19 protein-coding genes and 1 tRNA gene are annotated in these 23,542 nt (G+C 63.7%); 7 read left to right on the plus strand and 13 right to left on the minus strand.

From position 1 onward, the window contains the following. The first annotated feature begins 195 nt into the window (after positions 1-195). Both D1Y84_RS06070 and D1Y84_RS06075 read left to right on the plus strand, forming a co-directional pair. Positions 196-2,313, plus strand: a complete 2,118-nt coding sequence (locus D1Y84_RS06070) for a radical SAM protein (RefSeq protein WP_124847720.1) — start codon at positions 196-198, stop codon at positions 2,311-2,313. Positions 2,314-2,387: 74 nt separating this feature from the next. Further along, on the plus strand, positions 2,388-2,954 hold the full coding sequence (locus D1Y84_RS06075; RefSeq protein ID WP_124847721.1) for an SRPBCC family protein: 567 nt from the start codon (positions 2,388-2,390) through the stop codon (positions 2,952-2,954). 78 nt (positions 2,955-3,032) lie between these two features. On the opposite strand, the gene D1Y84_RS06080 is transcribed toward D1Y84_RS06075, so the two are convergent. Then, complete coding sequence (locus tag D1Y84_RS06080) at positions 3,033-4,208, minus strand: acyltransferase (protein WP_158615343.1); 1,176 nt, start codon at positions 4,206-4,208, stop codon at positions 3,033-3,035. A gap of 371 nt (positions 4,209-4,579) precedes the next feature. After that, positions 4,580-5,422 (minus strand): dimethylarginine dimethylaminohydrolase family protein, encoded by an 843-nt coding sequence (locus D1Y84_RS06085; protein WP_124847723.1) that lies wholly within the window; start codon positions 5,420-5,422, stop codon positions 4,580-4,582. Between the two features lie 126 nt (positions 5,423-5,548). Between D1Y84_RS06085 and D1Y84_RS18375 the strand changes: the two genes are divergently transcribed. Beyond that, positions 5,549-6,676 carry an A/G-specific adenine glycosylase gene (locus D1Y84_RS18375; protein WP_124847724.1) on the plus strand — a complete coding sequence of 376 codons (1,128 nt, stop codon included), beginning with the start codon at positions 5,549-5,551 and terminating at the stop codon, positions 6,674-6,676. 399 nt (positions 6,677-7,075) lie between these two features. On the opposite strand, the gene D1Y84_RS06095 is transcribed toward D1Y84_RS18375, so the two are convergent. The 3 genes from D1Y84_RS06095 to D1Y84_RS06105 all read right to left on the minus strand — a co-directional run bounded on the left by D1Y84_RS06095 (position 7,076) and on the right by D1Y84_RS06105 (position 11,819). Further along, positions 7,076-7,573: a hypothetical protein gene (locus tag D1Y84_RS06095; protein ID WP_124847725.1), complete on the minus strand. Its 498-nt coding sequence runs from the start codon at positions 7,571-7,573 to the stop codon at positions 7,076-7,078. Between the two features lie 235 nt (positions 7,574-7,808). Further along, entirely contained in the window at positions 7,809-9,458 is a 1,650-nt protein-coding gene (locus D1Y84_RS06100; protein WP_124847726.1) for a Na+/H+ antiporter, read from the minus strand. Between the two features lie 351 nt (positions 9,459-9,809). Beyond that, positions 9,810-11,819: a M1 family metallopeptidase gene (locus tag D1Y84_RS06105; RefSeq protein ID WP_158615344.1), complete on the minus strand. Its 2,010-nt coding sequence runs from the start codon at positions 11,817-11,819 to the stop codon at positions 9,810-9,812. A gap of 252 nt (positions 11,820-12,071) precedes the next feature. Here D1Y84_RS06105 and D1Y84_RS06110 point away from each other — a divergent pair, with 252 nt between their 5' ends. From D1Y84_RS06110 to D1Y84_RS06120, 3 genes are all read left to right on the plus strand, one after another. Further along, entirely contained in the window at positions 12,072-13,766 is a 1,695-nt protein-coding gene (locus D1Y84_RS06110) for a M28 family peptidase (protein ID WP_233581172.1), read from the plus strand. Next, positions 13,732-14,316 (plus strand): hypothetical protein, encoded by a 585-nt coding sequence (locus D1Y84_RS06115; protein ID WP_124847727.1) that lies wholly within the window; start codon positions 13,732-13,734, stop codon positions 14,314-14,316. The genes D1Y84_RS06110 and D1Y84_RS06115 overlap by 35 nt, the downstream gene beginning before the upstream one ends. A 66-nt stretch (positions 14,317-14,382) precedes the next feature. Beyond that, complete coding sequence (locus D1Y84_RS06120; RefSeq protein WP_124847728.1) at positions 14,383-14,814, plus strand: OsmC family protein; 432 nt, start codon at positions 14,383-14,385, stop codon at positions 14,812-14,814. Between the two features lie 75 nt (positions 14,815-14,889). Here the strand turns inward: D1Y84_RS06120 and D1Y84_RS06125 are convergent, their stop codons facing one another. Further along, the gene (locus tag D1Y84_RS06125; protein ID WP_124847729.1) at positions 14,890-15,129 is read right to left on the minus strand and encodes a hypothetical protein; all 240 of its coding nucleotides are present in this window, start codon (positions 15,127-15,129) and stop codon (positions 14,890-14,892) included. A 192-nt stretch (positions 15,130-15,321) separates the two neighbouring features. Between D1Y84_RS06125 and D1Y84_RS06130 the strand changes: the two genes are divergently transcribed. Further along, positions 15,322-15,408, plus strand: a tRNA-Leu gene (locus tag D1Y84_RS06130). A gap of 110 nt (positions 15,409-15,518) precedes the next feature. Here D1Y84_RS06130 and D1Y84_RS06135 read toward each other — a convergent pair. The 7 genes from D1Y84_RS06135 to D1Y84_RS06165 all read right to left on the minus strand — a co-directional run bounded on the left by D1Y84_RS06135 (position 15,519) and on the right by D1Y84_RS06165 (position 23,536). Next, on the minus strand, positions 15,519-16,763 hold the full coding sequence (locus D1Y84_RS06135; RefSeq protein ID WP_124847730.1) for a glycosyltransferase: 1,245 nt from the start codon (positions 16,761-16,763) through the stop codon (positions 15,519-15,521). An 87-nt stretch (positions 16,764-16,850) separates the two neighbouring features. Further along, positions 16,851-18,020 (minus strand): hypothetical protein, encoded by a 1,170-nt coding sequence (locus D1Y84_RS06140; RefSeq protein ID WP_124847731.1) that lies wholly within the window; start codon positions 18,018-18,020, stop codon positions 16,851-16,853. A gap of 141 nt (positions 18,021-18,161) precedes the next feature. Next, a complete protein-coding gene (locus D1Y84_RS06145) occupies positions 18,162-18,734 on the minus strand; it encodes a TIGR00730 family Rossman fold protein (protein WP_370245726.1) in 573 nt (190 codons plus the stop codon). Between the two features lie 515 nt (positions 18,735-19,249). Beyond that, positions 19,250-19,567 (minus strand): hypothetical protein, encoded by a 318-nt coding sequence (locus D1Y84_RS06150; RefSeq protein ID WP_124847732.1) that lies wholly within the window; start codon positions 19,565-19,567, stop codon positions 19,250-19,252. A gap of 239 nt (positions 19,568-19,806) precedes the next feature. Then, positions 19,807-20,064, minus strand: coding sequence for a hypothetical protein (locus D1Y84_RS06155; protein WP_124847733.1), 258 nt, complete (start codon positions 20,062-20,064; stop codon positions 19,807-19,809). A gap of 182 nt (positions 20,065-20,246) precedes the next feature. Further along, positions 20,247-22,064, minus strand: a complete 1,818-nt coding sequence (gene typA, locus D1Y84_RS06160) for a translational GTPase TypA (RefSeq protein WP_124847734.1) — start codon at positions 22,062-22,064, stop codon at positions 20,247-20,249. 182 nt (positions 22,065-22,246) lie between these two features. Continuing rightward, positions 22,247-23,536, minus strand: a complete 1,290-nt coding sequence (locus D1Y84_RS06165) for an ABC transporter permease (protein ID WP_124847735.1) — start codon at positions 23,534-23,536, stop codon at positions 22,247-22,249. Positions 23,537-23,542: the final 6 nt, after the last annotated feature.

The raw sequence follows: 23,542 nt of genomic DNA on the forward strand, positions 1-23,542 counted from the left end.
AATAGTGCGTAGGGACCCCAAGCGCATCCTAGACAGAGCGTGCCGGAGCGCCGCCAGCTCCCAGGGTCTTTCTGCTGCAGTGTTGGTTCGCCGGCTGCTTTGGTCGGAACGCTTCAAGACCGCGCAGCGACATAGCGCTGTCGAGCAGATCAGAATTTCCACCAGTTCGCACTACCTCAGGAGAGTTTCAAGCCTATGCCGAAAGCCATAAAGTACGCCGAGCGCGCATTGACGATCACCGCCCAGGGCGCGTGGACCGTGTTCGAGAAGCTCAACAGCATCAAGCCGAACGCCTCGTTCACCCCCAAATGGTCAGACAAGCCGCTGCTGAAGAGCTACCAGAAGGAAAAGCCTCCGCTTGGCTGGCCGCGTACGACCGACTCGCTTTGCCCGAAGTGCGTACCTGAGATTCGCCAGCAGATCCTGGATGGGAAACTGCCGCACGAGATCCTGCTGAACGAAAAGGTCGGCGAAATCAAGGCGCAGATCATCGAGCGCGACGGCAAGATCCTGATGATCAAGGATTGCCCCAAGCACGGCCACTTCGAAGACGTCATGTCGATTGACACCGCCTTCTTCAAGCATCTTGAGGAAGTATTCCCGGGTCGTGACATCAAGGCGCATAACGACGAGGGCCTGCACAACCACGGCACCTCCACCGTGACGCACGGTCGCGGATCGGTGCTGACGATCGATTTGACCAACCGCTGCAACATGATGTGCGATCCGTGCTTCATGGATGCGAACCAGGTCGGTTTTGTGCACGAGCTGACGTGGGAAGAGATCAAGCAGATGCTGGACAACGCGATCACCATCAAGCCGCGTCGCCAGATGTCGGTCCAGTTTTCGGGCGGCGAGCCCACGCTGTCGCCGTACTTCCTCGACGCTGTCGCCTATGCGCGCAAGGTCGGTTACAACTCCGTGCAGGCTGCCACGAACGGTATCGAGTTCGCGAAGTCCAAGGAACTGTGCCGCGCTGCTGCCGAAGCCGGTCTGCGTTACGCCTACCTGCAATTCGACGGCATCGGCAACGCTGCCAACTCACACCGCAAGGTCGGCAACCTGTTTGACGTACGCGTCCAGGCAATCAACAACCTGCATGAAGCCGGCGTGGACATTGTCCCTGTGACCTGCATCATCAACGGCATCAACAACGAGCAGGTTGGCCGCATCATCAACTTTGCGCTCGACAATCCCAAGACGATCTCGTTCATTTCGTTCCAGCCGGTGAGCTTCACGGGCCGCGACGAAGCAATCACCGACGAGCGCCGCGAAGCGCAGCGCTACACGCTGAGCCACATGGCGCACGACGTGAAGAATCAGACAGGTCTTGGCGAACCGACGCGCGACTGGTTCCCGATCTCGTTCATGTCGACCTTCTCGGACTGGGCGGATCTCGTGCACGGACCGGACAAGGACTGGGGCCAGCTCTCCTGCGGCTGCCACCCGAACTGCGGTATCGGCATGGCGCTGATGATCGACAAGGAAACCAAGGAAGCCGTTCCGGTAACTGCGTTCCTGAATGCCGATCGCCTGGCCAAGGACGTAGCCAAGGTCAACGACGCGGCACGCGGCAAGTTCCTGTCGATCGTGGGCGTGACGCTTGCCCTGCTTCGCAACTACGACCCGACCAAGTCGCCGACACACTTCCGCATCCTCGACCTCCTGGCGAAGTTCGACAAGTGCTTTGGCGCGACCGGCCGCAAGTATGGCAAGGTAACGGGCGACCGCACCATGGACGACATCAACAAGCGCCGTCAGGATCGTTGGAACTTCCTGTTCATCGCCGGCATGTGGTTCCAGGATCTGTTCAACTACGACTTCCGCCGCACCGAGCAGTGCATCATCCCGTATGCGACGCAGGAGGGCGAGATCTCGTTCTGCGCGTACAACACGGGTGTGGGCTGGCGCAACATCATCGAGAAGATGCACATGACCTCGTCGCTCACCAAGTGGTATGAAGAGCACGGCCGTCACGAGATCTTCGCGGGAGGCAAGAAGGTCGGGCTGAGCACGGGTGACAACCACCTGGTGCTGAACCAGGCTGACGTGGATGCTGAGGCCAACGATACGTTCGAGAAGTCGGGTATTGCGAAGAACTCGCGCGAGGAAAAGATTCGCGCACGCGATGCCAAGCTGAAGCAGGATGCGGAGAACGCCCGCATGGCCAAGCTTTACCGCGAGAACATTCTCGGGGAGAAGCCGCTTGAGGGTGGCATCGTGTCGATCGGATCGATCGCACCGGCACCCAAGCCTGCTGCCGCACCCGTGGTCGCGACGGAAAAGACGGAAGAGACCGTCATGGGCGACTAAGCATCGCTTGTCCATCGAAACGCGGCTTTGCCGCACATGCAAAAAGGGTCACCCGCCAGGGTGGCCCTTTTTGCATGTTGTTTAGAGTGGATGGCACGAGGCAGCGGGAGATCAGCATGCGCTGGATGCGGGCGGTAGTGGCGGCGGCATGGGTAGCGGGGCTGTGCGGGTGTGGCCCCTCGATGAGCACGCTGGATGCGCTGGCGCAGCGGGGACGGCTCGATCGAAATGCACCGGTATCGGTACAGCTGGAAACAAGCATGGCGGCGCCGCCCGCCAAGGTATGGACTCTGCTGGTCAATGCTGCCAAGTGGCCCGGCTGGCACGGGGCTGTCACCGCGGTACAGGTGGATGGAGTGCTGGCGCAGGGCACGCGGTTCCAGTGGAAGACCCGGGGAACCACCGTGCAGTCGCAGGTGCAGTTGTGTGTGCCGGGCAAGCGGCTGGCGTGGACAGGGCGCGCGTACACGGCGAAGGCGATCCACGTGTGGGAGCTGCTGCCGACGCCCAGCGGGCAGACCGTGGTGATCGTGCGGGAATCGATGGATGGCTTGCTGATGGCGCGGATGGTCTCGCGACAGCAACTGCTGGACGCGGATACGGAGTGGCTGTCTGATCTTAAGCGGGCTGCGGAGCAGTGAGCGCATTGCAAAGGATGTACCCGAACTTTGCCCCGACAGGGCGCGTCCGGCCAGGCGGAGCCTGCAAACGGCGAGTTGCTAGCGAGTTCGCACGACCTCAAACCTGCTCTTGAGTCGGAGAAACGGCTTCTCGATGAAGCGGTAGGAAAAGGCGGCCATGGCGAGGGAGCTGAGAAAGATGGCCAGCATGGAGCTGCCGGGCAGGTGTTTGAGCTCGGTGCCGAGTGCGAGGGGCACAAGGTTCAGCGCCACCGCGTGGAAGACGTAAAGACCATACGAGATCTTGCCCAGGTATGCGAGCCACCCGGGCACCCGCGCAGGCGGAAAGCGCAGGGCGGCGGAGAGCAGCACCGCGCAGGCAATCGCCACCAGGGCATACCCGCACGTAGCGCGGAAGGGGTCCATGTGCGCCGGGCGACGCGAGACCTGCCCGACGATCTCTGCCATGAACCACAACGCCACACCGCCGGCGAACAGGGCAAAGGCCGCCCGCACGCTGTGGTTGCGTATCGGCTTGTGCCACAGCGCAAAGAGCGCGCCAACGGCGAAGAACACGAACTCTGACCCGCTGTTAAGCCATAGCGCAAGCGACGACACGTGGTGCGCCGCGGCAACGCCGGTCACAGCCAGGGAGAACACGGCGATTGCAGCGGACAGCAGCAGGAACGCGGGCCGCGCCAGCACCCGGAACAGCAGGGGCCACAGTGCGTAAAACTGCTCTTCGATCGAGATACTCCACAGGTGCGAGGCGATGGGCGTGCCCATGCCGTGGAGGATGGAGTACCAGTTGGCCGCAAGCAGCGTCATGGCAAGCAGGCGAAACGTTTCCAGGTGAAAGAGCGGCACAAAAAGGCCTGTGAGCGCGACGCCACCAAGGTAGAGGAAGTACAGCGGCCAGATGCGGAGCATGCGCCGGGCAAAGAAGCTCCCAAGAGCAATGGTCCCGGTCTTTCGCTTTTCGGCCTGCAGCAGCGTGGTGATGAGGTAGCTGCTGAGCACGAAGAACAGGCTCAGTCCGAATGCACCAGACTCCTGCACCATGAGCAGCAAGGGATGCATGCGGCCGGCGTGCGCACCGGGACCAGGCATGATGCGGAGGGAATGGTGCAGGAACACGGCAAAGAAAGCGAAGAAGCGCAGGGCGTCGAGTTGAGGGACGTAGAACGCACCGGGCGGAGGGCGATGGGCAGGAGCGGGAGCAGCGACCGGTTCAACTGTTTCGTACTCGAACTTAACCAGCGTGGCCTGCGTCATGCGTGTCCCCTGCTTTGTCAGCCCATGCCCATTTGCGGGTTCAGCTTTCGGTACGGTAGAACGCTGTTCTGGAACGAGCATGTGCGCCTGCGTTGTCTCTGAATGCAGGGCGCGCGAGGTATCCCGGACCCGCGGCAGTGCGGGTTCAGGCTTCTCTAAGTCGCCGCGACATACCGACAAGCGGCGCGGTGCAGGGACAGCGGTGCAGGCCCTTATGGCTGCGCGTCTGCCCAGCCGGGTCTGCTGATAGTCACCATCTACCTCTAGGTAGTAGTTAACAAAGCCAGGTTGATCATGACAATCACCCGTGAGCGTTCAGAGCGCTCGAAAGTAACTAACTTACGTGGTACATAGGCGCTCGTCCGTGGGAGTTAGCTCAGCCGTAGAGCCAGGCACTTGGCAGCCCCGCCGGCTTTCAGGAACTCGGAAAGCGGCACCTGGTGCACGGTGTAGCGGTGCGCCTCCAGGGTTTCGAGCAGTTGGGAGCTGGCCGCATTGAGCACGATGGTGGTGCCCAGCACAACCGCATTGCAGGCGAACCGGAGAGCGTCGGCTTCTTCCACGGCAACGCGTTTGTGGGCCGGGTAGAAGGCCTCGATGCTGGCGAGAGACGGCGCATCGAAGGCGGCCGGGTAATAGAGCAGCTCGCCGCCCGGGAGCGGGGCGAAGCAGGTATCGAGGTGGTAGAAGCGAGGGTCGATGAGCCGCAGCGGCGCGACTTCGCAGGGTAGCAGTGCGCGCAGCACCTCGTGGCTGGCAAGGTCGGTCCGCCAGCCGTGGCCGATCCACAGGCGGGCGCCGTCGGGTGTGAACAGCGCGTCACCCTCCCCTTCAAACGGGATGGAGGGTGGAAGCTCCGCCAGCGTGAAGCCTTCCACCGTAAACCAGGAGCGAAAGTGCGGCTCTTCGCCCTGGCGCTCACGGCAGCGAAAGCGGCTGACGATGGCGAGATTGTGGTGCACAAGGCCGGCGTTGGCGGTGAAGACCATGTCGGGCAGCGCCGGCTTGGGTTCGATGAGCAGCACCTCGGCCAGCGACTCGATGGTGGTGTGCAGGTGCTTCCACTGGGTGAGCGCGAGGGCGTAGGAAGGCGCATGGAGGTTGCCCTCCATCCACGGGTTGATGACGTACTGCACGTCAAAGAAGCGCGGCGGGCACATCAGAAACGTGGGGCGCGGGAACAACGGGGTGCCAGTGGTTTCGCCCGGGTACATGATGGCTCCTTGTGGCGAGTGTCGCCTGTGGGCGGCGGTGCGTCAACTGTGCCGGGCACAAACCGGCTGCGCGGCTTGAGGCCAGTTCCTGGCGGGTAGCGCCTCGCTGGTTCATAAGATAGGGAGATGACGGAAGAAACGGCGCGCGCACTGCTGAGGTGGTTTGAGGAGCACAAGCGCGATCTGCCGTGGCGGCGAACGCGGGATCCGTACGCGATCTGGGTGTCAGAGATCATGTTGCAGCAGACCCGGGTGGCCGCGGTGCTGGATCACTATGCGCGCTGGATGGAGCGCTTCCCTTCGGTGGCTGCGCTGGCAGCGGCAGAGGAAGCAGAGGTCCTGACGCTTTGGAGCGGACTCGGGTACTACCGGCGCGCGCGCATGCTGCACCGCGCGGCACAGGTGGTCGCGGCAGAGCATGGCGGCGTGGTGCCGGGCACAGCCGCCGGTCTGCGGGCGCTGCCCGGGATCGGGGAGTACACCTCGGCGGCCATTGCCAGCATTGCGTTTGAAGAAGCAGTCGCGGTGGTGGATGGCAACGTGGAGCGGGTAGTGACGCGGCTCGCGGGGCTGGTGGAGGCTGTTTTTGCAACAGTATTAGTAGCAGAGCACCAGGGAAATGGCGTGCGGACGCGCGACGCAGCACCCTTGCCGAAGGGCGCTGCGCGTGCGTCGAGGGGCGAAGCTGCCGCGGGTGCAGCGGCGGGGCGCAAGACCGAGGGAACGGCGGCAGGGCTGGCCCGGGCAATACGCGCAGGTGCCACGGCACTGCTGGTGCAAGGGCGCGCGGGCGACAGCAACCAGGCCATGATGGAGCTGGGCGCAACGGTGTGCCTGCCCAGGGCGCCGCTGTGCCTGCACTGCCCTGTGCAACCGTGGTGCCGGACGCGGGGAGAGCACATGGCGGAGCCGCGCAAGAAGCTGGTCGCAAGGTCGGTGGCGTATGCGCTGGTGGTGCGCGGGACCGATCCGGTGCGCGAGGTTCTGCTGCGGCAAAGACCGGCAGGAGCTTCGCTCATGGCCGGCATGTGGGAGCTGCCGGAGCTGAACGAGGTGCCGCTGGAGGGCGAGGTGGTGCTGCAGGTAAAGCACGCGATCACGGTGACGAACTATGCGGTGCGCGTGGTGCGGCTGGGACAACGTCTGGCCCTGGCGGAGGAGCGCTGGGTGCTGGGCAGGGAGGTTGCAGGGTTGCCGCTGACCGGGCTAGCGCGCAAGGTGCTGAAGAGGCTCGGGCTCTGGCCGGGAGAGTGAGCTGGGCGCAGCTTAGCCGGGTGGCTTTCAGGGCTGAAGATTGCGTCGGCGTTGAGCGGTGTGGGGTCGGGCGGCAGGCACGGTACCGGCGAGTGCGACCGCATGCTTCCCGGAAATGCTGCGCTCCTTGCTGTGGGGAGTCCCACATCTCAAAGGCGAGATGTGGGGCACCCAGTTCGCTGAGGGTGCGGGCTCTTCCAGCTTTCTGGGGGTTAAAACTTTTCCAGTTGGTTAGGGTGCAGACCTTTCCGCCCGTTGCGGGTGGCCTTTTGCCAGCCCGCCGGGGTGCGGACTTTCTCAGCTCATCCAGGCTGTGGGCTTGTCCGGTGCTTGGTGCAGGGGCGCGAGAGGCGGCAGCCTCGGGAGCAACTTCCGGCTGCACTTGGTTCCCGCGGTGGGCTACTGGCCGATCAGGTGGAAGCCATTGATGTCGGCTCTGCAGGTGGCCTGGCCAGTGGGGCGCCAGTTGGTTCCGTCCGCGTAGTTAATCTCGGTGATCTCGGCCCAGTGAGGAAACCGGATGGCCTGCAACTGGATCTCTTGGTCTTTCCATCCCGCGTTTCCAGCCTCGTGGAGATGCAGGATCTGCACTTTGTCCCCACCCTCCGCTGTGCGCAGGACGTGATTTTCGCCCGAGCCTCCGTGGACCGCCACGGTCGCCCCAATAACTTTCAGGGGCTCGAATTGCTGGAGGCTGAGTTTAAGCAGGGTGTGCCGCTGGTCGCGGTCCGCGCCCGCCACAGTATGCACCGCAGCCTGGGAGTCCGCAGCGATGGCGAAGCCTACCGGGCAGCTCATGCTGGCAGGTGGAATGGTCAGCACGATGGCTGGTTGCTGTTGGGCGAATGCAGTGAAACTGAACGGCACGAGCACTGAGCACAGCAAGCCTTTACGCATGATGCCTCCGACGGAACGTCGCTATCCAAGTTCTGCCGTTCCTTGTTTTGCTGCGAGAATGCACTTTGGACGAATGTTCTGTCCAGAACTTCGTTCGCTTTGTCTTGCCCGCTCGGCGCGTGGTCTGCATGGTGTCATGCTCGAATCAGACGCAGCGCACACCCATGAAGAGCTGCTGTGGACCTGCCTTGTGCACAGCGCAACCAGTAGCAGAGCGGGGCTTCCAGAGCGCAAGCTAGCTGGTACTGATGCGGGTTTCGCTCAGGTCGAGTTCGCGCTCAAGCCGGCGCAGCACGGTGTCGCTGATGCGGCCGTCGTCGCGGAGGCGCAGCGCGGTCTGCCGCTCGATGCGGAGCAGGTCCTGCGAGAGTTCCCGGTAGCGCAGGTAGTGGGAGGGTTCGGCGGAGACCTCATGGTCTTCCGCCTCGCCGGCAGCCTGCTCCTGCGCCTGGCTGCGGCACTCAAGCGCGGTGAGGCGCTGGTGATGGTGGCCCAGCAGGTCTTCGTACATGTGCGTGAGCGCGGGCTCGGTGGCGGCAGGACCTGCGTTGCGGGCTTGCTCGATATGCGCGACGGCCGCTTCGATCATGAGGCGGCGTGCCTCGTCTTCTTCGCAGTCAGGGCCCTGTCGGCTGGCAAGTGAGAGCGCCCGCACCAGCGGCGGCAGGGTAAGACCCTGCAGCACCAGCGTGACCAGGATGACGCTGAAGGTGAGAAAGATGATGAGGTTACGGCCCGGGAAGGGCTGGCCATTCGCGAGGGTCTCGGGAACAGACAGCGCGGCGGCGAGCGAGACCACGCCGCGCATGCCGGTCCAGCCCACTACGAACAGCGCCCGGGGCGCCGGGAACGGGTCGTTCTGCTTCTGCACCCGGCAGCGGATGAGGTGGGCAGTCCAGGCGCCGGGATAGATCCAGAGCAGGCGCAGCGCGATCACCAGCACGGAGAACGAGACGGCATAGCCGAGCAGCAGCGGCCGGCTGTACTGGTGGAGACCGGCGAGTACGAAGGGCAACTGCAGTCCGATCAGCACGAACACCAGGCCGTTGAGTACGAAGTCAATGGCGTTCCACAGGGCATAGGCCTGCAGGCGAACGCTGGGGGAAAAGAACACCGAGCTGTGACGGCCGATGTAAAGGCCTGTGGCGACCACGGCGATGACGCCCGAGGCGTGTGCTTCTTCGGCGGCGATGTAGGCGGCATAGGGAGTAACGAGCCCGATCGTCATCTCAATGGGTCCGTCGTCGATGAGCAGCTCAAGCCGGCGTACCAGCCAGCCCACCAGCACGCCGATGCCGATGCCGGCAGCAATCAACCAGACCAGCCTGGTAGCGCCCGCGGCGAAGGAAGGCGTGTGACCTTCGACCACGAGGGCAATGCCGAACTCGAGCGCGAGCAGGCCGGTGGCGTCGTTGACCAGGCTCTCGCCTTCGAGGATGTCGACGATGCGCTGGGGCAGGCCGACGCGGCGCGCGATGGAGGTGGCAGCGATGGCGTCGGTGGGTGCAACGATGGCGCCGAGCACGAACCCGGTGTTCCAGTACAGCAGCGAGAACCCCTTCTCACTCGCAAAGGCGATGCCGAAGACGGTGAAGGCCACGAGGCCGAAGGCAAGCAGCAGGATGGAGACGATGTTGTAGCGGAACTCGCGCCACGAGGTTTGCCAGGCCGCGTGGTAGAGCAGCGGCGGCAGGATGGCGAGAAAAACGATGTCGGGATTGAGCGAGATACGCGGCAGGCCGGGGATGAACGAGACCATGAGTCCCGCGATGACAAGAACGATGGGGTAGGCCATGCGCAGCTGCTTGGCCAGCGCGCCAAAGATGATGACGAACAGGAGCAGGAAAAGGAAGACGAGCTCGACCTGGCGGACGCCTTCGTGCATGGTGTGCTCCTTGTATTCCCCTGCGGGTGGACTGGGCAACTATTGTCATGGTAGCCGGGGGCAATGGGCGGGACGCCCGGGTTTGCCAGGACTGGGCTTGTGGATTGGGTGGGAACTGGTGGATGGGCCGGGTTGTGTGGTGCGCATATGTTCCGCGGACGGCGCGCGGACTCACGGGGCACCCGGTGGGTCTGGGGTGCCCCGCTGAACGCGGATCCTTCGTGCGCTCAGAATGACAGGAGTGTTGTCGGGTGAGGCGTGTTGCTGCTTGTGGCGTGTTGTTGCTCGAAAGGAAGTCCGTGCTCTGAGCCGGTCCCGGTGTTTTAACCAGTCATCGTGCCCTGGTTAGTGCTAGTGCTTTGACAGGGAGTTGTCGGCGCGGTTGTCGTCGGGGAGCTGGTGGTCGGGATCGATCGTCACGGAGGCGACGGGTTTGTCGCCGGTCCAGGTAACGGAGGCCTTGGACTCCCAGGTTTCCACGGGCAGGTTGAAGCGAATGGTGGTGTTGTCGGAGTAGTGGACCTCGACCGTAGCGGGCAGAACGAGCTGGCCCTTGTTGACAAGCGTGACGTGTTCGCCATCGATTGCGGCAACGGCCAGGTCGAAGCGCCAGTTGTTGAGGTACCACCCGCGCCAGAACCAGTCGAGCTCTTCGCCGCCTTCGCTGGACATGGCACGGAAAAAGTCAGAAGGCGAAGGGTGTTTGAAAGCCCAGTCGCGGATGTACTTGCGGAAGGCCCAGTCGAAGCGCTCCTTGCCCAAGATCTGCTCGCGCAGCAGCACCATGCCGTAGGCGCCCTTGAAGTAGGAGACAGGGTGGCCGAGCTGCCAGGTGTAGGCATCGGCGGGCATCAGCACGGTGGGCGCCGCGGGGTCGTCGAGGACCTTCAGAATTGTGTCGGCTGGCTCACTGCCATGCTCATTCGCGGCGGAGTACTCGGAGTCGCGCTTGGGGCCGTACACGCCATTCTGGAACTCGGCGGACTCCTGGATGTCGATAAAGGTGTTGAAGCCTTCGTCCATGAAGGCGTTGCGGCGCTCGTTGGAGCCGACGATCATGGGGAACCAGTCGTGGCCGATTTCGTGAGCGGTGATCCAGAACAGCGTCTTGCCCTTGTCGTCGATGCCGTCGAAGACAATGCCCGGGTACTCCATGCCGGTGGAGAAGCCGGCCACGTTGATGGCGGCGGGCCAGGGGTAGGCGAACCACTGTTTCGAGAAGCGCTCCACGGTGTCTTTGACGTACTCGGTGGAGCGGCCCCAGGCTTCCTCACCCGTGCTCTCGGGCGGGTACACGCTTTCCGCGAGGCTTGATTTGCCGTCGGGCAGGTTGATGCGGGCGGCGTCCCATACGAAGACGGGGCTGGCAGACCAGGCGACGTCGCGGGTGCTGTTCATGTGGAAGTGCCAGGTGAGGGTACCGCCCTGCTTCGGGCGGCTTGCGGGATCGTTGACCTCTGCTGCCGAGCGGATCGTGATGGTTCTGTCGCTCTGCTTCGCGGCGTTGAGCCGGTCGAGCTCGGTTTTGGTGAGCACGTCTTTCGGGTTCATGAGCTCGCCCGAGCCGGCAACGAGCATGTTGGAGGGCACGGTAACGAAGTAATCGAAGTCGCCATACTCGAGGTAAAACTCGGAGCCGATGTACGGCAGGGTGTCCCAGCCACGCAGGTCGTCGTAGACGCACATGCGCGGGTACCACTGGGCGGTGTCGTAGATGTCGCCCTGCTTCGAGGTCCCCCACGAGTTGCGGCCGCCCCAAACGCCGGGAATGGCGTAGTGGTAGAGAATGTGGATTTTGATCGAGGCTTTCGACGCGAGCGGCTCCCGCAGGCGGAGCTGCATGCGCGTGTCGGAGAGCAGGTAGTCGGCTTTCACGCGCTGTTTGCCCTGCTCGATCTCGACCGCCTCGAGGACGAAGCCTTCGGTGGTGCGGCCGTTGGAGTTTTCCTCGTCGTCGGCGACCTTGCGGCGGCGCGTCTGGCCGCCATTGGCGACGCGGGCGCGCGCGTCCTTGCGGTAGATGTTCTGCTCCATGTGGATCCAGAGCGAGGGCAGCGTGTCGGGGCTGTTGTTGGTGTAGGTGATGGTTTCGTCGTTGTGCAGCGTTTTGGCCGCGGTATCGAGGGTCGCGTGCATCTCGTAGTCAGCGCGGTTCTGCCAGTAGGCGCGGCCGGGTGCGCCGTTTGCGGAGCGGTACGAGTTGACCGGATCAGGCAGCGTGAGCGGCGCAAAGGTGAGGCGCGGATCGTAGTTAGAGGTCGCGACGGGAGCGGCTGCGGGCGCGGGTGTTTGCGCGGTGGCTGGAAAGATCGCGGCAGCAGCCGCGACGAGACCGGCGAGGAAGCGGTGGTCCAAACGCATCGAGGGAAACTCCTGAAGAGGCGGCTGCAGGCTTCCGCGAGGAGAAGCCCATGTGCCTGACGTGCACCCAGCATACCGGGCGGGTTCGGACACGGTGGCATGGCATAAGGGTTGCGAATCTGCGCCATAAGCGAAGGCCCGGCATGGAGAGCCTGCGGGAGTGAAAGCTTGGTAGTCTCCTAACCAGCGATCCGCATAGCGCGCCTGGTTCACCGAAACCGTCACAACCCTTTTCCCCTGCAAGGAGCCCTGATGCACCGTACGACCCTGTTATTCCCTTCCCTGCTGCTGGCAACGTGTTGCGCTGTTGCGCAGGAACCCGCGGCCGGCGTGCCGACTGCCATGCCAGCCGTGCCAGAGGTCGCCGGCGTACCCGCGGCTGCACAGCAGGCGGCCTCGCTGATCAACCCGGAGAACCTGCGCGCGCACGTGCGGTTTCTTGCGAGCGACCTGCTGGAAGGTCGCGGCCCGGGCAAGCGCGGCGGCGAGCTGGCGGCCGAGTATATTGCCACCGAGTTTGCCCTGAACGGGTTGAAGCCCGCCGGGGACAACGGCACGTACTTCCAGAAGGTCGACCTCTACGCGGTGCACACGGACGAGGCGGCGACGAAGTTCGCGTTTGTGCCAAAGACCGGTGAGGCGATGCCGCTGGCCTACAACACCGACTTTGTCACCAAGGATGAACGCGGCGAGGCGAGCGCCGACATCGATGCGCCGATTGTTTTTGTGGGCTACGGCATCGATGCGCCCGAGTATGGCTGGAACGATTACAAGGGCGTGGATGTGAAGGGCAAGATACTGCTCGTGATCGTGAACGAGCCTGCATCAGATGACCCGGCTTTTTTCAAAGGCAAGACTATGACGTACTACGGGCGCTGGACCTACAAGTACGAGGAGGCGGCTCGGCTGGGCGCGGCGGGTGTGCTGATCATCCATCGGACCGACCTGGCGAGTTATCCGTGGGCGGTGGTGCAGAACTCGCAGGCGATCGAGAAGAGCTACCTCAAGGGCGACCCGGCCGCAACGCTGAAAGCCGCGAGCTGGATCCAGCTGGAGACGGCGCGCAAGCTGATGGCGGCCTCGGGGCTCGACCTCGACAAGGAGATCGACGCGGCGGGCAAGCGCGGGTTCAAGCCGGTGGAGTTGCCGGTGAAGCTCCAGGCGCATATCGCGAGCGTGGTGCGGCCGTATACGTCGGCCAACGTGGTGGCCAAGGTCGAAGGCGCGGACACGACGCCGAAACAGGCGGTGATCTACACCGGGCATTATGATCACCTCGGCATCGATCCCAATGCCAAGGGCGACGGCATCTACAACGGCGCTGCCGACAATGCGACAGGCTGCGCGATCCTGCTGGAACTGGGGCGTGCGTTTGCGCAGTCGCCTACCCCGCCGCCCCACACGGTGTACTTCTCCTCGGTCACTGCGGAAGAGCAGGGGCTGCTGGGCTCAGCGTACCTGGGCATGCACACGCCCGTGCCGGCAAAAGACATGGCGCTGGACCTGAACTATGACGAGCTGCTGCCGGTGGGAATCCCGACCAGCGCCGAGGTGAGCGGCTCGGACCGCACGCAGTTTTACCCGGTGGTGGAGAAGACGGCGCAGGCATTTGGTTTGACCATTCAGCCGGACCAGTTCCCGATGGCGGGAAGCTACTATCGCTCGGATCACTTCTCGATGGCCCGCGTAGGCGTGCCGGCGTTCTCGATCGGCGAGGGCACGCTGTTTGCAGGCCACGATGCGGCGTGGGGCGACGCGCAGGTGAAGGATTTTACCGCGCACCGATACCACCAGCCGGCGGACGAGTACTCGCCGGACATGGACTTTCGCGGGGATGCGCGCATGGCGCAGTTTGGCCTGATGCTGGGCTGGCAGGCGAGCGCGGGCGCGCCCACGGAATGGAAGGCTGGGGATGAGTTTGAGAAGGCGCGGAAAGCTGGACGGTAAGGGCGGCAAAACCGCCTGTGCGGCTTGCGGCCACTGCGTGGTGGCGGGGCTGCTCGCTGCGCTGACGTTGAGCGGGGCGACCCAGGCTTGGGGGCAGAGCCAGGGGCAGGAGCCGAGTCCCACGTTGCTGAAGCGCTCTGCGGGCACGCCCGAGCCGCAGCCTGCGCCGCTCAAGGCGACGGGGCACATTGCCCTGCCGCCCGAGGCGCAGGGCGATTACCCGTGGGACAAGCAGGGTTCGGTGATCGACCTGTTCTTTGAGGACGGCAAGTTGCATGGCTACATGACGGACCACCTGGACCCCGACCCGCAGGTGGCGCCCGCGGTGTATGACTTTGCCACAAGCCATGCGGACGTCCACGCCGTGGCATGGACAACGCGGGTGGTGCATGGCACCTGGTACTCGTTCAGTGGGCACCTGGAGCGAGGGCTGGTGGAAAGCCCAACGCTGCCGGGCTACTACCTGCTGACCGGAACGCTGACGACGCACGACGGCGAGGGAGCCGCGATCGACCGCACGGTGAGCCTGAAACGTGAGCCAGGAGATTAATGTGCGGCATCTACTCTGTGAGCGCGGGCCGTCAGCGGCCCGGATCACACCACAGGAGAGTGAAGCATGGATCGCACAGCATCGGCAGAGTGGCAGGGTAGTTTGCAGGGCGGCAAGGGAACAATTTCCTCCGCGAGTGGCGTGTTGCACGATACGCAGTACTCGTTCGCTACGCGTTTCGCGGACGGCGTTGGAACCAACCCGGAAGAGTTGATCGCGGCGGCGCATGCCGGGTGCTTCTCGATGGCGCTGGGTGCGCAGCTGGGCGAGGCCAAGCTGACGCCGGAGTACATTCGAACCGAAGCGAAGGTGACGCTGAGCAAGGTCGAGGGGGGCTTCGGCATCACGAAGATCCACCTCGAAACCACGGCCAAGGTGCCCGGTGCGACAGAGGAGAGCTTTCACGAAGCGGCGGAGGGTGCCAAGAAGGGCTGCCCGATCTCGAAGCTGTTTGCAGGCAATGCCGAGATTACGCTGAACGCGAAGCTGGTGTCGTAAAGCCAGAATATTGGGGAGAATGGCCGCCTGGAGCAAGGAATATGCTGCAGGCGGCTGCCAACACAGGTGGGTTCTTTAGCGCCCTGCGGCGTTTTCAATCACGTAGGTGCGCAGGTTGATGCTGATCTCGCTTGCCTGCCGCACGCCACCGTCCATCATGGAAAGCCACTGCTGGCTGGCTTCGTCCAGCTTGCCGATCTTGAGCAGGTAGTTGGTTTGCACAATGATTTCCAGTGCATTGCTCAGGTCATGGACGAGCCGGCGGATCTCTGCCGCATGTTTGCCCGGGATCGCTCCGACTTCAGTTTCGTTCATGGATGTTCGATGCCTCCACCGCTCTTGGCTTGCCGCGCCTGTACCAATCTTGCCGGCTCAGTCTTGGATGCAGCCCCACGGCCCGGAGCAAGCCGGGTTTCAAACAGACGCGCATTTGACAGAGCGGTGCAGGTTTGGGAAACTTGGAACTGCAACGATTGCTTGTGCAAACGAGCAGACCGGGCAGGATGTGCCGTAGTGGCGGAATTGGCAGACGCGCGTGGTTCAGGTCCACGTACTCGCAAGGGTGTGGAGGTTCGAGTCCTCTCTTCGGCACCAAAAAGCTTTTGAGAAACCCTGAGATCAAGAGGTAAGCGGCCCCCGAGGCCGCTTTTTTCGTGCGCGCGCGACCGGCCCGCAACCAGGTAGACCGGACAGGCGGACGTCTCTTAGCGTGGCCCACCGGAAGCGTTCGTCGCGTGAAACAGCACCTCGTCATACGCCTGGTACACCCCGGAGAACACCGCGTCCCAGCTTGCGGTGGCGGCATAGGCACGTGCCCGTGCGCGCATGGAGGCATGCATTGCCGGGTCAAGACTCCAGCGGTTGAGCAGGTCGGCCACGCTGGACGCAAATGCGGCGTCCGTGGCGATGAGGCCTGCGCCGTCGGAGGCAGTCACGATATGCGCCGGGCCACCGTCCGGGGTGACAACGGCCGGAACGCCGGAGGCCAAGGCTTCCAGCACGACGTTGCCGAAGGTGTCGGTGTGCGACGGAAACAGGAAGCAGTCCATGTCGGCAAAGGCCGCGGCTAGGGCCTCGCCGCGCAGAACGCCGGCAAAGTGGGCTCCGGGCAGGGTTGCGCGCAGGGAAGCTTCCTCAGACCCTTGCCCCACGATGAGGAAGCGCACCGGCACCTGCCTGTTTTGCTGAGCGCGCCCGGCAAGCTCGCGCGCCACCGTGCCGAGCAGTGCCACGTTCTTTTCCACCGACAGTCGGCCGACGTAGCCGAGGGTGAAGCCCTGGCCCGGCGTGGCAGGTGGCGCGGTGCGGCGGTCCGGCGAGAAGAGCCGGGCGTCGATGCCGCGGGTCATGAGGCGGCAGGGACGGCCGGTTCTTGCCTCGAGCAGTGCGCACAGGGCGGGGTTGGGCGCAAACAGCAAACGGGCACTGCGGTAGAAAAGCGCGGCGGCGCCCAGCGCGGTGCGTTCGATGGCGCGGGCCGCACCAGCCTGCCGGCGCATTGGCAGCACGCGCGTCGCCCAGGTGGAGCGACGCGCGGCGTACTCATGCACATTGGTGTGCCAGGAGGCAGCGAGCGGCACGCCGAGGTGGTGCGCGAGCGCGGCGCCGAGCATACCGAGCTCGGACGGGCCGGTGATGTGGATCACGTCCGGTTGGAAGCGCTTCAGTGCGCGCAGGATCGTGGCGCCGTGCCGGGGAAACAGCGGGTCGTAGCGCAGGTCCTTGTCGAGGGCGAAGGACGCGGGGCCGCGCGGCAGCTCCAGCACCTCGAGCTGACCGTGGGAGCTGGTGTCGAGTTGCGGCGTGGAGCAGTCGCCGGCGCGGACACACAGGAACGGACGATCGGTGCGTCCGGCCCACGCGGTGAACTGGCGCGCCGTGTGCGCGACTCCGTTGACCTCGTGGAAGGAATCTGGAAAGAAGGCGACCCGTGGGATGCGCGGCGGCATGGAGCTAGTCTAGGCGCGGGGTGTTAGCCGCATGTTGCGATGCCGCCGCATCGACCGACTTAGGGGCGCTTCGGTGGCTCAACCGGTTTATTCACCGAGCGCGAGCTGCAGTTCGCTGCGTTCCGACCAGGCGCGACGCAATCCACGCGAAAGCGGCCGCGAGCCCAGCAGGCGCACGGCCTGCAGCGCAAAGGTGATGTAGTTCGGCGCATTGCCATCGGGCCAGAGCTGGGCGACGGGCTGCGGGTTGCCCTCCTGGTCGGGGTGGAAGACGCGCTCATCCCAGCGTCGCGAGCCCAGCGGAAACTCCGGATAATCGCGGATGACGTCGAGTGTGGAGCGCAGCACGCGATGCTTGAAGGGCTCGGCATACTGGGGCATGAACAGCACGTGCGAGCGGCCCTGGTAGCGGATCTCGTGCACGAACTCGGTGAAGGAGCCCGCATTGGTGAGGTTGATGTTGGCGTTGGGCTCCATGCCGTGGCGGTCGCCGCCGGAGATAAGCAGCTTGTTGTAGTCGCGGGCCATGGTGCGCACCGAGCGGTTCTCGCTCCAGGTGCGCAGGCCGTTGAGCTCAAGCGCGTGGATGTACTCCCCGTTCTCAGCCATAAAGCGCCGCAGCAGCTCGGCATGGCGCGCCGCGCCAACCAGGTACAGGTCCCACATGGGGTGATTGAACACGATCAGCACATTGGGCAGCGCGTGCAGGGCAGCGAGGATCTCGGTAAGGCGCGCGTCGGAGGCTGCGTCGGGCGCGGGGTTCGCGGTGAACTCTGCGAAGCACTGCATCCAGCCCTGGCCCGTGTCGCTGGGCAGGTTGTGGATGCCCAGGTGGAAGCTCTGATCGCCGCCGTACGGCACGCTCCACTCGACAGAAACCGGGATATGGCGCGCGGAGGCAACGGTGCGCAGCAACATGGGCGCCTGGATGTTGTCGTGGTCTGAGAGCGAGACCAGGGGACGCAGGCCCAGCTTCTCTATTTGTGCACCTTCGAGATCAAATGCAAGCTTCGGCGTCAGTGGCGGGGTCCAGTAGCTCGCGGCGTAGTTGACAGAGATGCTGTGGTTCGTCTCCGCTCGCCGCTCCACACGGGCGCACATCGAGTCGATCAGCCCGATGCGCTTGCCAAGCGTGGCAAGAAAGTCGAGCGTTTCCTTTGACTGGTTGGTGTGGCTGTGGAGTGAGACCCCGGTGATGTAGCTTTCCGCCGCCTCATCGTCCTGCCAAAGGTACGAGATCTGCCTGAGCTTGCCCATGGGGTGCCCCCTTATGCAGGTGATGTTCGACCTGCACTGTGAACAGGGCATGACGGGACGGCGAAAAAGTTCTCAATATGTGGCAGAAACACATCGACACGGTACTTTGGTGATGTGCTGAAGGTTGTGTAAGCAAGCGGACTAAGAACGCGTGTGGGCGATCTCGGGCACAGGTGGCTCACCGTCCTCGGCCTCGGGCTGCTGGTGGATGCTGGTGAGGCTTTGCTGGAGCAGCCGCAGGGCGTCCTCCGGTGTGTCCGCGAACGAGAACAGATTGCGGTCGCGCTCGGACACGGCACCGGCCTCGATCAACGCATCGAGGTTGAGCACGCGCTCCCAGTACGCGCGGCCATACAGCAGCACGGTGATGTTCTTGGCGAGCTTGCCGGTCTGCGCGAGGGTGAGGATTTCAAACAGCTCGTCCATGGTGCCGAAGCCGCCGGGAAAAACCACCAGCGCCTTGGCGAGATAGGCGAACCAGTACTTGCGCATGAAGAAGTAGTGGAAGTCGAACGAGAGCTCGGGCGTGATGTAGCGGTTGGGCCGCTGCTCGAACGGCAGGCGGATGTTGAGCCCGATGCTTTTGCCGCCTGCTTCCCACGCGCCGCGATTGGCCGCCTCCATGATGCCGGGGCCGCCGCCGGAGCAGACCACGAAGCGGTGGTAGCCGTGCTTGTCCCCAGAATGAAGCGGGCATGCAGGCTCTGCGCCCATTCGGTGTGGAGGAAGGCGAGACGTCGCGCATCTTCGTAGTACTGCGCCGCAGCCTGCGCACTCGTGCTGACGGGAGCGGGATCAACCTGTGCCTGCGCAGCCTGCGCGGGAGCGGCGTCCGCGGCACCGTGAAAGCGCGCCGAGCCGAAGAAAACCACGGTGTCACGGATGCGCTCGCGGCGGAATCTCGCGAGCGGCTCGGAGTACTCGGAGAGGATGCGGATGATGCGTCCGTCGGGACTGTCGAGGAAGTCGGCGTTCTCGTACGCGAGGATGGCGCGGGGGAGCAGATCAGGCTCAGGCATTGCGCCCAGCATCGTTGGGCAGAAGCTCCCGCGTCAAGGGCTGCGCTGCGCCAAGGTCGTTCTTTACCACTTGTTCACGAGCGAGAGACGTGGGGGTGGACTTTACAAAATGATCCCAGGAGCAACATGCGCGACCCTTGACACACCTGCGGGTGCTCACGGGTAGCGCGTGCTGCTCCTGATGGTGCGGACAGCCGGTGAAACTTAGGGTTACTTGCCTGCGGAGAGGGCTTCGCCCAGTTCCTTGATGTGTTCGGACGTCGCGCCCTTGGTGGACTCCGCGACAGCTACGGTGTCCTTGCCAAGCTTCTGCAGCAGTGTGTGGATCGCTTCGTGATCCACTTCCTTGGCGTGCAGCAGTTTCTTGAGCTTGGTCAGGTCCTGCGAGACCTTCTTGACGCCATCATGCTCGTGCTTGGAGAGGTACTCTTCCCAGCCTTCGATGTTGGTAACGGCCTTCTCGACCGGCAGGGACTCTGGACCGTCTTTCAATGCTTCGATGGTGCTCTTGAATCGTGTCGTCGGCATCGTGCAATCTCCCTTTGTGCTGGTGGTGTGCTGCGCGTACTTGGTTGAAGGCCAGCGGCTGGCCTTGCTAGTCACGTGGGATGCGGGGGAGTGCATGCGTTTGCCGGCGACGCGCGGAGCCTGTTCCATCCCAGCAACAGAGCAGAAGCACGGCTCTGGGCAACCTTGCGAGGGTATTTCGACTGCGGGCGGGAGATAGTTCGCTACGTGAGCGGGGTGGGCGCGAAAAGGGTGAGGCTTCAGCGCCGAGCGAAAAAGTGTTTCGCTTCGATCGCGGCACACACAATGTTGAGCAGGCCGAGCCCGGATACCGCGCCGCGCACGAAGCCGCTGCCCGCCAGGGTAAGCAGCAGGGGGTCATACGTGAAGAGATTGTTCTGCGTCCAGAAGGTCAGCCATGGGAGCGCACCCACCAGCAGCCCCAGGTAGAGACGCACCAGGATGCGGATGACCCGCTCCACCAGTGTCATCCAGGGAACCGGTCGCGATGGTGACATGGGGGCAGATCCCGATGCCGAAACAGGCATGGTGCGGGAAGAGCGCCTTGCAGCTCCCTCTTCTGTGTCGTCCGGATTGGCTGGGAAGAGGTTGGGCTGCTGCGCCATAGAGATGTTCTGGGAAACGGTAGGAGAGTGAAACGCGGCGGGACAGAGGACCTGTCACGCCGCGCATGCGAACACTAGATGGAAGGAGTGGAGTTGCGGCGCGGACGACGGTTGGCCTGCAGCACCTTCTTGCGAAGACGCAGCGACTTCGGCGTGACCTCGACGAGCTCATCTTCCGCGATGAACTCGATCGCCTGTTCAAGGTTCATGGCCTTGAAGGGCACGAGGCGGACCGCGTCATCGGCGGATGAAGCACGCATGTTGGTGAGCTTCTTTTCGCGGACGACGTTGACGTCCAGATCGTTATCACGAGAGTGCTCGCCGACGATCATGCCCTCATACACCTCGACGCCCGACGGAACGAACAGGATGCCGCGATCCTGCAGGCCGTTGAGCGCGTAGGTGGTCGTGGGGCCGGTGCGGTCCGCGATCAGCGCGCCCGAAGGACGCTGCGGGATATCGCCCTGGTAGGGCATGTAGCCCTCGAACAGGGCGTTCATGATGATGGTGCCGCGGGTCTCGGTGAGCAGCTCGGAGCGCAGGCCAATGAGGCCGCGCGACGGTACCTTGAACTCCATGCGGGTACGGCCGTAGCCGTGCGAGTTCATCTTGACCATCTCGCCCTTGCGTGGTCCAAGGCGTTCGATCACGGTGCCGACGAAGTTGTCGGGGATGTCGATGGTGAGGTGCTCAACCGGCTCCATGAGCTTGCCGTCGACGCGCTTGGTGACGATCTCGGGGCGACCGACCATCATCTCGAAGCCTTCGCGACGCATCATTTCAATCAGGATGGAGAGCTGCAACTCGCCGCGGCCCAGCACCTTGAAGCTGTCGGGTGAACCCGTATCTTCAACGCGGATGGAGACGTTGGTGAGCAGCTCGCGATCCAGGCGCTCCTTGATGTTGCGCGAGGTGACGAACTGGCCTTCGCGGCCGGCCATGGGCGAGTTGTTCACCGACATCTGCATGGCGATGGTGGGCTCATCGATGATGATCAGCGGCAGCGGTTCGGGGTTCTCGGTCGAGGTCAGCGACTCACCGATGGTGATGCCCGGGATGCCGGCGATGGCGATGATGTCGCCGATGGTGGTCTGCTCAATATCCACGCGCTTGAGGCCGGAGTACGAGAACAGTTTGGTGATCTTGACCTTCTCGAGCGAGAGGTCGCGCTTGGACACGGTAACTTCGTCGCCGGTCTTGAGCGTGCCATTGAACACACGCGCAATGGCGAGGCGGCCGAGGTAGTCAGAGTAGTCGAGGTTGGTGACCAGAATCTGCAGGTTGCCTTCGGCATCGCCCGGCGCGGGTGGCGCAGTCGCGATGATGGTCTCGAACAGCGGCTGCAGGTCAGCGCCGAGCTTGTCCGCTTCGGTACTTGCGAGGCCGAGCTTGCCGTTGGTGTAGAGCACCGGGAAGTTGAGCTGGTCTTCGGCGGCGTCGAGATCGATGAACAGGTCATAGACCTCGTTCAGCACTTCCTGCGGGCGCGCGTCCGGGCGATCGATCTTGTTGATCACGAGGATCGGCGGCAGCTTGGCTTCGAGCGCCTTGGACAACACGTAGCGGGTCTGCGGCAGGGGACCTTCGGACGCATCGACCAGCAGCACAACGGCGTCGACCATCTTGAGCGCGCGCTCCACTTCGCCACCGAAGTCAGCGTGACCCGGGGTGTCGACAATGTTGATCTTGGAGTCCTTGTAGTAGATCGCGGTGGACTTCGCAAGGATCGTGATGCCGCGTTCGCGCTCGAGATCATTCGAGTCCATGACGCGGTCGGTGAGCGCTTCGTTGGAGCGGAAGGTGCCAGACTGGCGCAGCATGGCGTCGACGAGCGTGGTCTTGCCATGGTCGACGTGCGCGATGATGGCGATGTTGCGGATAGCGGTGGTCACAGGCGCGGGTTTCCTATTCTTTCAAGCAGACAAATGGATGGACGGGAAGCGAAGCAGGCTCGCGGGTGAACTCGGGACCGCGGAAAGGCAGGTCCGAACGCAGCGCTGTGGCCCAGAAAAGACTCGTCTCCTCTGCAGTTTACCCCAGTGCCGGGCCGCCCAAGCGCTGCAGGGATGAAAAGCTACTCGTACTTGAGGCTCTCAACAGGGTCGAGCTGCGCCGCACGGTTGGCCGGGAGCGTGCCAAACAGCACGCCCACCGCTGTGGAAGTGCCGAGTGCGGCGACGACCGACCAGGGATCAACCGGGACGGCATAGGAGGTAAACAGGCGCAGCGACACGGGCAGGGCGAGCCCGACGATGCAGCCGATGAGGCCGCCGGAGAGCGAGATAAACACCGCCTCGATCAGGAACTGCAGCTTGATCTCGCGCGCGGTGGCGCCGAGCGCCTTGCGGATACCGATCTCGCGAATGCGCGAACGCACCGTGGCCAGCATGATGTTCATGATGCCGACGCCGCCGACCGCAAGCGTCACCAGGGCCACCAGCAACAGGATCACGGTGAGCGCGTCGGCGATGGTGGCGGCGACCGAGAGCATTTCCGTCATGGTGGTGGTGCGGTAGGCGGAGTTCTTCTGGTGGCGGCTGTGCACCACTTCTTCAATCTTGTGCGCAGCTTGGTCGACGTCGGAGCGGTCGCGGATAGTGAAGAAGATCTGCTTGACGTTGTCGGTGCCGGAGAAATAGCGGCCGACCGAGTACGGGATCAAGATGGTCTGGTCGGCGATCTCGGACTGCCCGAAGGTGTCGACGCTCTCCTTGAAAACGCCCACGATGGTGAACGGGATGCCGGAGAGTGAGAAGGTCTGGTTGATCGCGGCATCGTCGGAGCCGTAAAGCTGCTGCGCAAAGATCTCGGTAACAACGGCGACCTTGGTGTGCGAGCTTTCGTCCTCGTCGTCGAAGAAGCGGCCGTTGGGCACCTTGAGGTTGCGCACCAACTGGTACTGGGGGCTGACGCCGAGCACCAGCAGCTCCTTCTCGGTGCCGCGGATCGCGATGCGGTCATGCATCTCGAGCATGGGCGAGGAGTACTGGACAGCCGGGACCTGCTCGCGCACCGCACGTTCGTCGTCGCGGTTCAGGTAGTCGCTCTGGAAGTTGTTGACCGAACCGGTGGCGCCCCCGGAGTACTCGACGTAGACCATGTTGGTGCCGATGCTCTCGAGCAGGCCCAAAATGTACTGTTTGCCGGTGAGCCCGATAGTGACCACAAAGATGATCGAGGCGGAGCCGATCACCATGCCGAGGGCGGTGAGGGCGAAGCGCAGCTTGGAGAGCAGGAAGCTGTCGATGGCCAGGCGCACGATCTCCGACAGCAGCATGGTTCGCTTGGCGCTGGCGAGGGTGGCGTCGAAGGAGGCGAGGGACGCGGCCCGGGAAGACCGGGAGCTGGAGCGGAGCGGCGGCATCGGCAG

It is taken from the genome of Acidipila sp. EB88 (assembly GCF_003858395.1).
Classification (GTDB): domain Bacteria; phylum Acidobacteriota; class Terriglobia; order Terriglobales; family Acidobacteriaceae; genus EB88.

What these genes read in the sequence shown, in the direction of transcription:
- D1Y84_RS06070 (WP_124847720.1), top strand. Translation starts at nt 196, where the DNA reads ATGCCGAAAGCCATAAAGTACGCCGAGCGCGCATTGACGATCACCGCC.
- D1Y84_RS06075 (WP_124847721.1), top strand. Translation starts at nt 2,388, where the DNA reads ATGTTGTTTAGAGTGGATGGCACGAGGCAGCGGGAGATCAGCATGCGC.
- D1Y84_RS06080 (WP_158615343.1), bottom strand. Translation starts at nt 4,208, where the DNA reads ATGACGCAGGCCACGCTGGTTAAGTTCGAGTACGAAACAGTTGAACCG.
- D1Y84_RS06085 (WP_124847723.1), bottom strand. Translation starts at nt 5,422, where the DNA reads ATGTACCCGGGCGAAACCACTGGCACCCCGTTGTTCCCGCGCCCCACG.
- D1Y84_RS18375 (WP_124847724.1), top strand. Translation starts at nt 5,549, where the DNA reads ATGACGGAAGAAACGGCGCGCGCACTGCTGAGGTGGTTTGAGGAGCAC.
- D1Y84_RS06095 (WP_124847725.1), bottom strand. Translation starts at nt 7,573, where the DNA reads ATGCGTAAAGGCTTGCTGTGCTCAGTGCTCGTGCCGTTCAGTTTCACT.
- D1Y84_RS06100 (WP_124847726.1), bottom strand. Translation starts at nt 9,458, where the DNA reads ATGCACGAAGGCGTCCGCCAGGTCGAGCTCGTCTTCCTTTTCCTGCTC.
- D1Y84_RS06105 (WP_158615344.1), bottom strand. Translation starts at nt 11,819, where the DNA reads ATGCGTTTGGACCACCGCTTCCTCGCCGGTCTCGTCGCGGCTGCTGCC.
- D1Y84_RS06110 (WP_233581172.1), top strand. Translation starts at nt 12,072, where the DNA reads ATGCACCGTACGACCCTGTTATTCCCTTCCCTGCTGCTGGCAACGTGT.
- D1Y84_RS06115 (WP_124847727.1), top strand. Translation starts at nt 13,732, where the DNA reads ATGAGTTTGAGAAGGCGCGGAAAGCTGGACGGTAAGGGCGGCAAAACC.
- D1Y84_RS06120 (WP_124847728.1), top strand. Translation starts at nt 14,383, where the DNA reads ATGGATCGCACAGCATCGGCAGAGTGGCAGGGTAGTTTGCAGGGCGGC.
- D1Y84_RS06125 (WP_124847729.1), bottom strand. Translation starts at nt 15,129, where the DNA reads ATGAACGAAACTGAAGTCGGAGCGATCCCGGGCAAACATGCGGCAGAG.
- D1Y84_RS06135 (WP_124847730.1), bottom strand. Translation starts at nt 16,763, where the DNA reads ATGCCGCCGCGCATCCCACGGGTCGCCTTCTTTCCAGATTCCTTCCAC.
- D1Y84_RS06140 (WP_124847731.1), bottom strand. Translation starts at nt 18,020, where the DNA reads ATGGGCAAGCTCAGGCAGATCTCGTACCTTTGGCAGGACGATGAGGCG.
- D1Y84_RS06145 (WP_370245726.1), bottom strand. Translation starts at nt 18,734, where the DNA reads ATGGGCGCAGAGCCTGCATGCCCGCTTCATTCTGGGGACAAGCACGGC.
- D1Y84_RS06150 (WP_124847732.1), bottom strand. Translation starts at nt 19,567, where the DNA reads ATGCCGACGACACGATTCAAGAGCACCATCGAAGCATTGAAAGACGGT.
- D1Y84_RS06155 (WP_124847733.1), bottom strand. Translation starts at nt 20,064, where the DNA reads ATGTCACCATCGCGACCGGTTCCCTGGATGACACTGGTGGAGCGGGTC.
- D1Y84_RS06165 (WP_124847735.1), bottom strand. Translation starts at nt 23,536, where the DNA reads ATGCCGCCGCTCCGCTCCAGCTCCCGGTCTTCCCGGGCCGCGTCCCTC.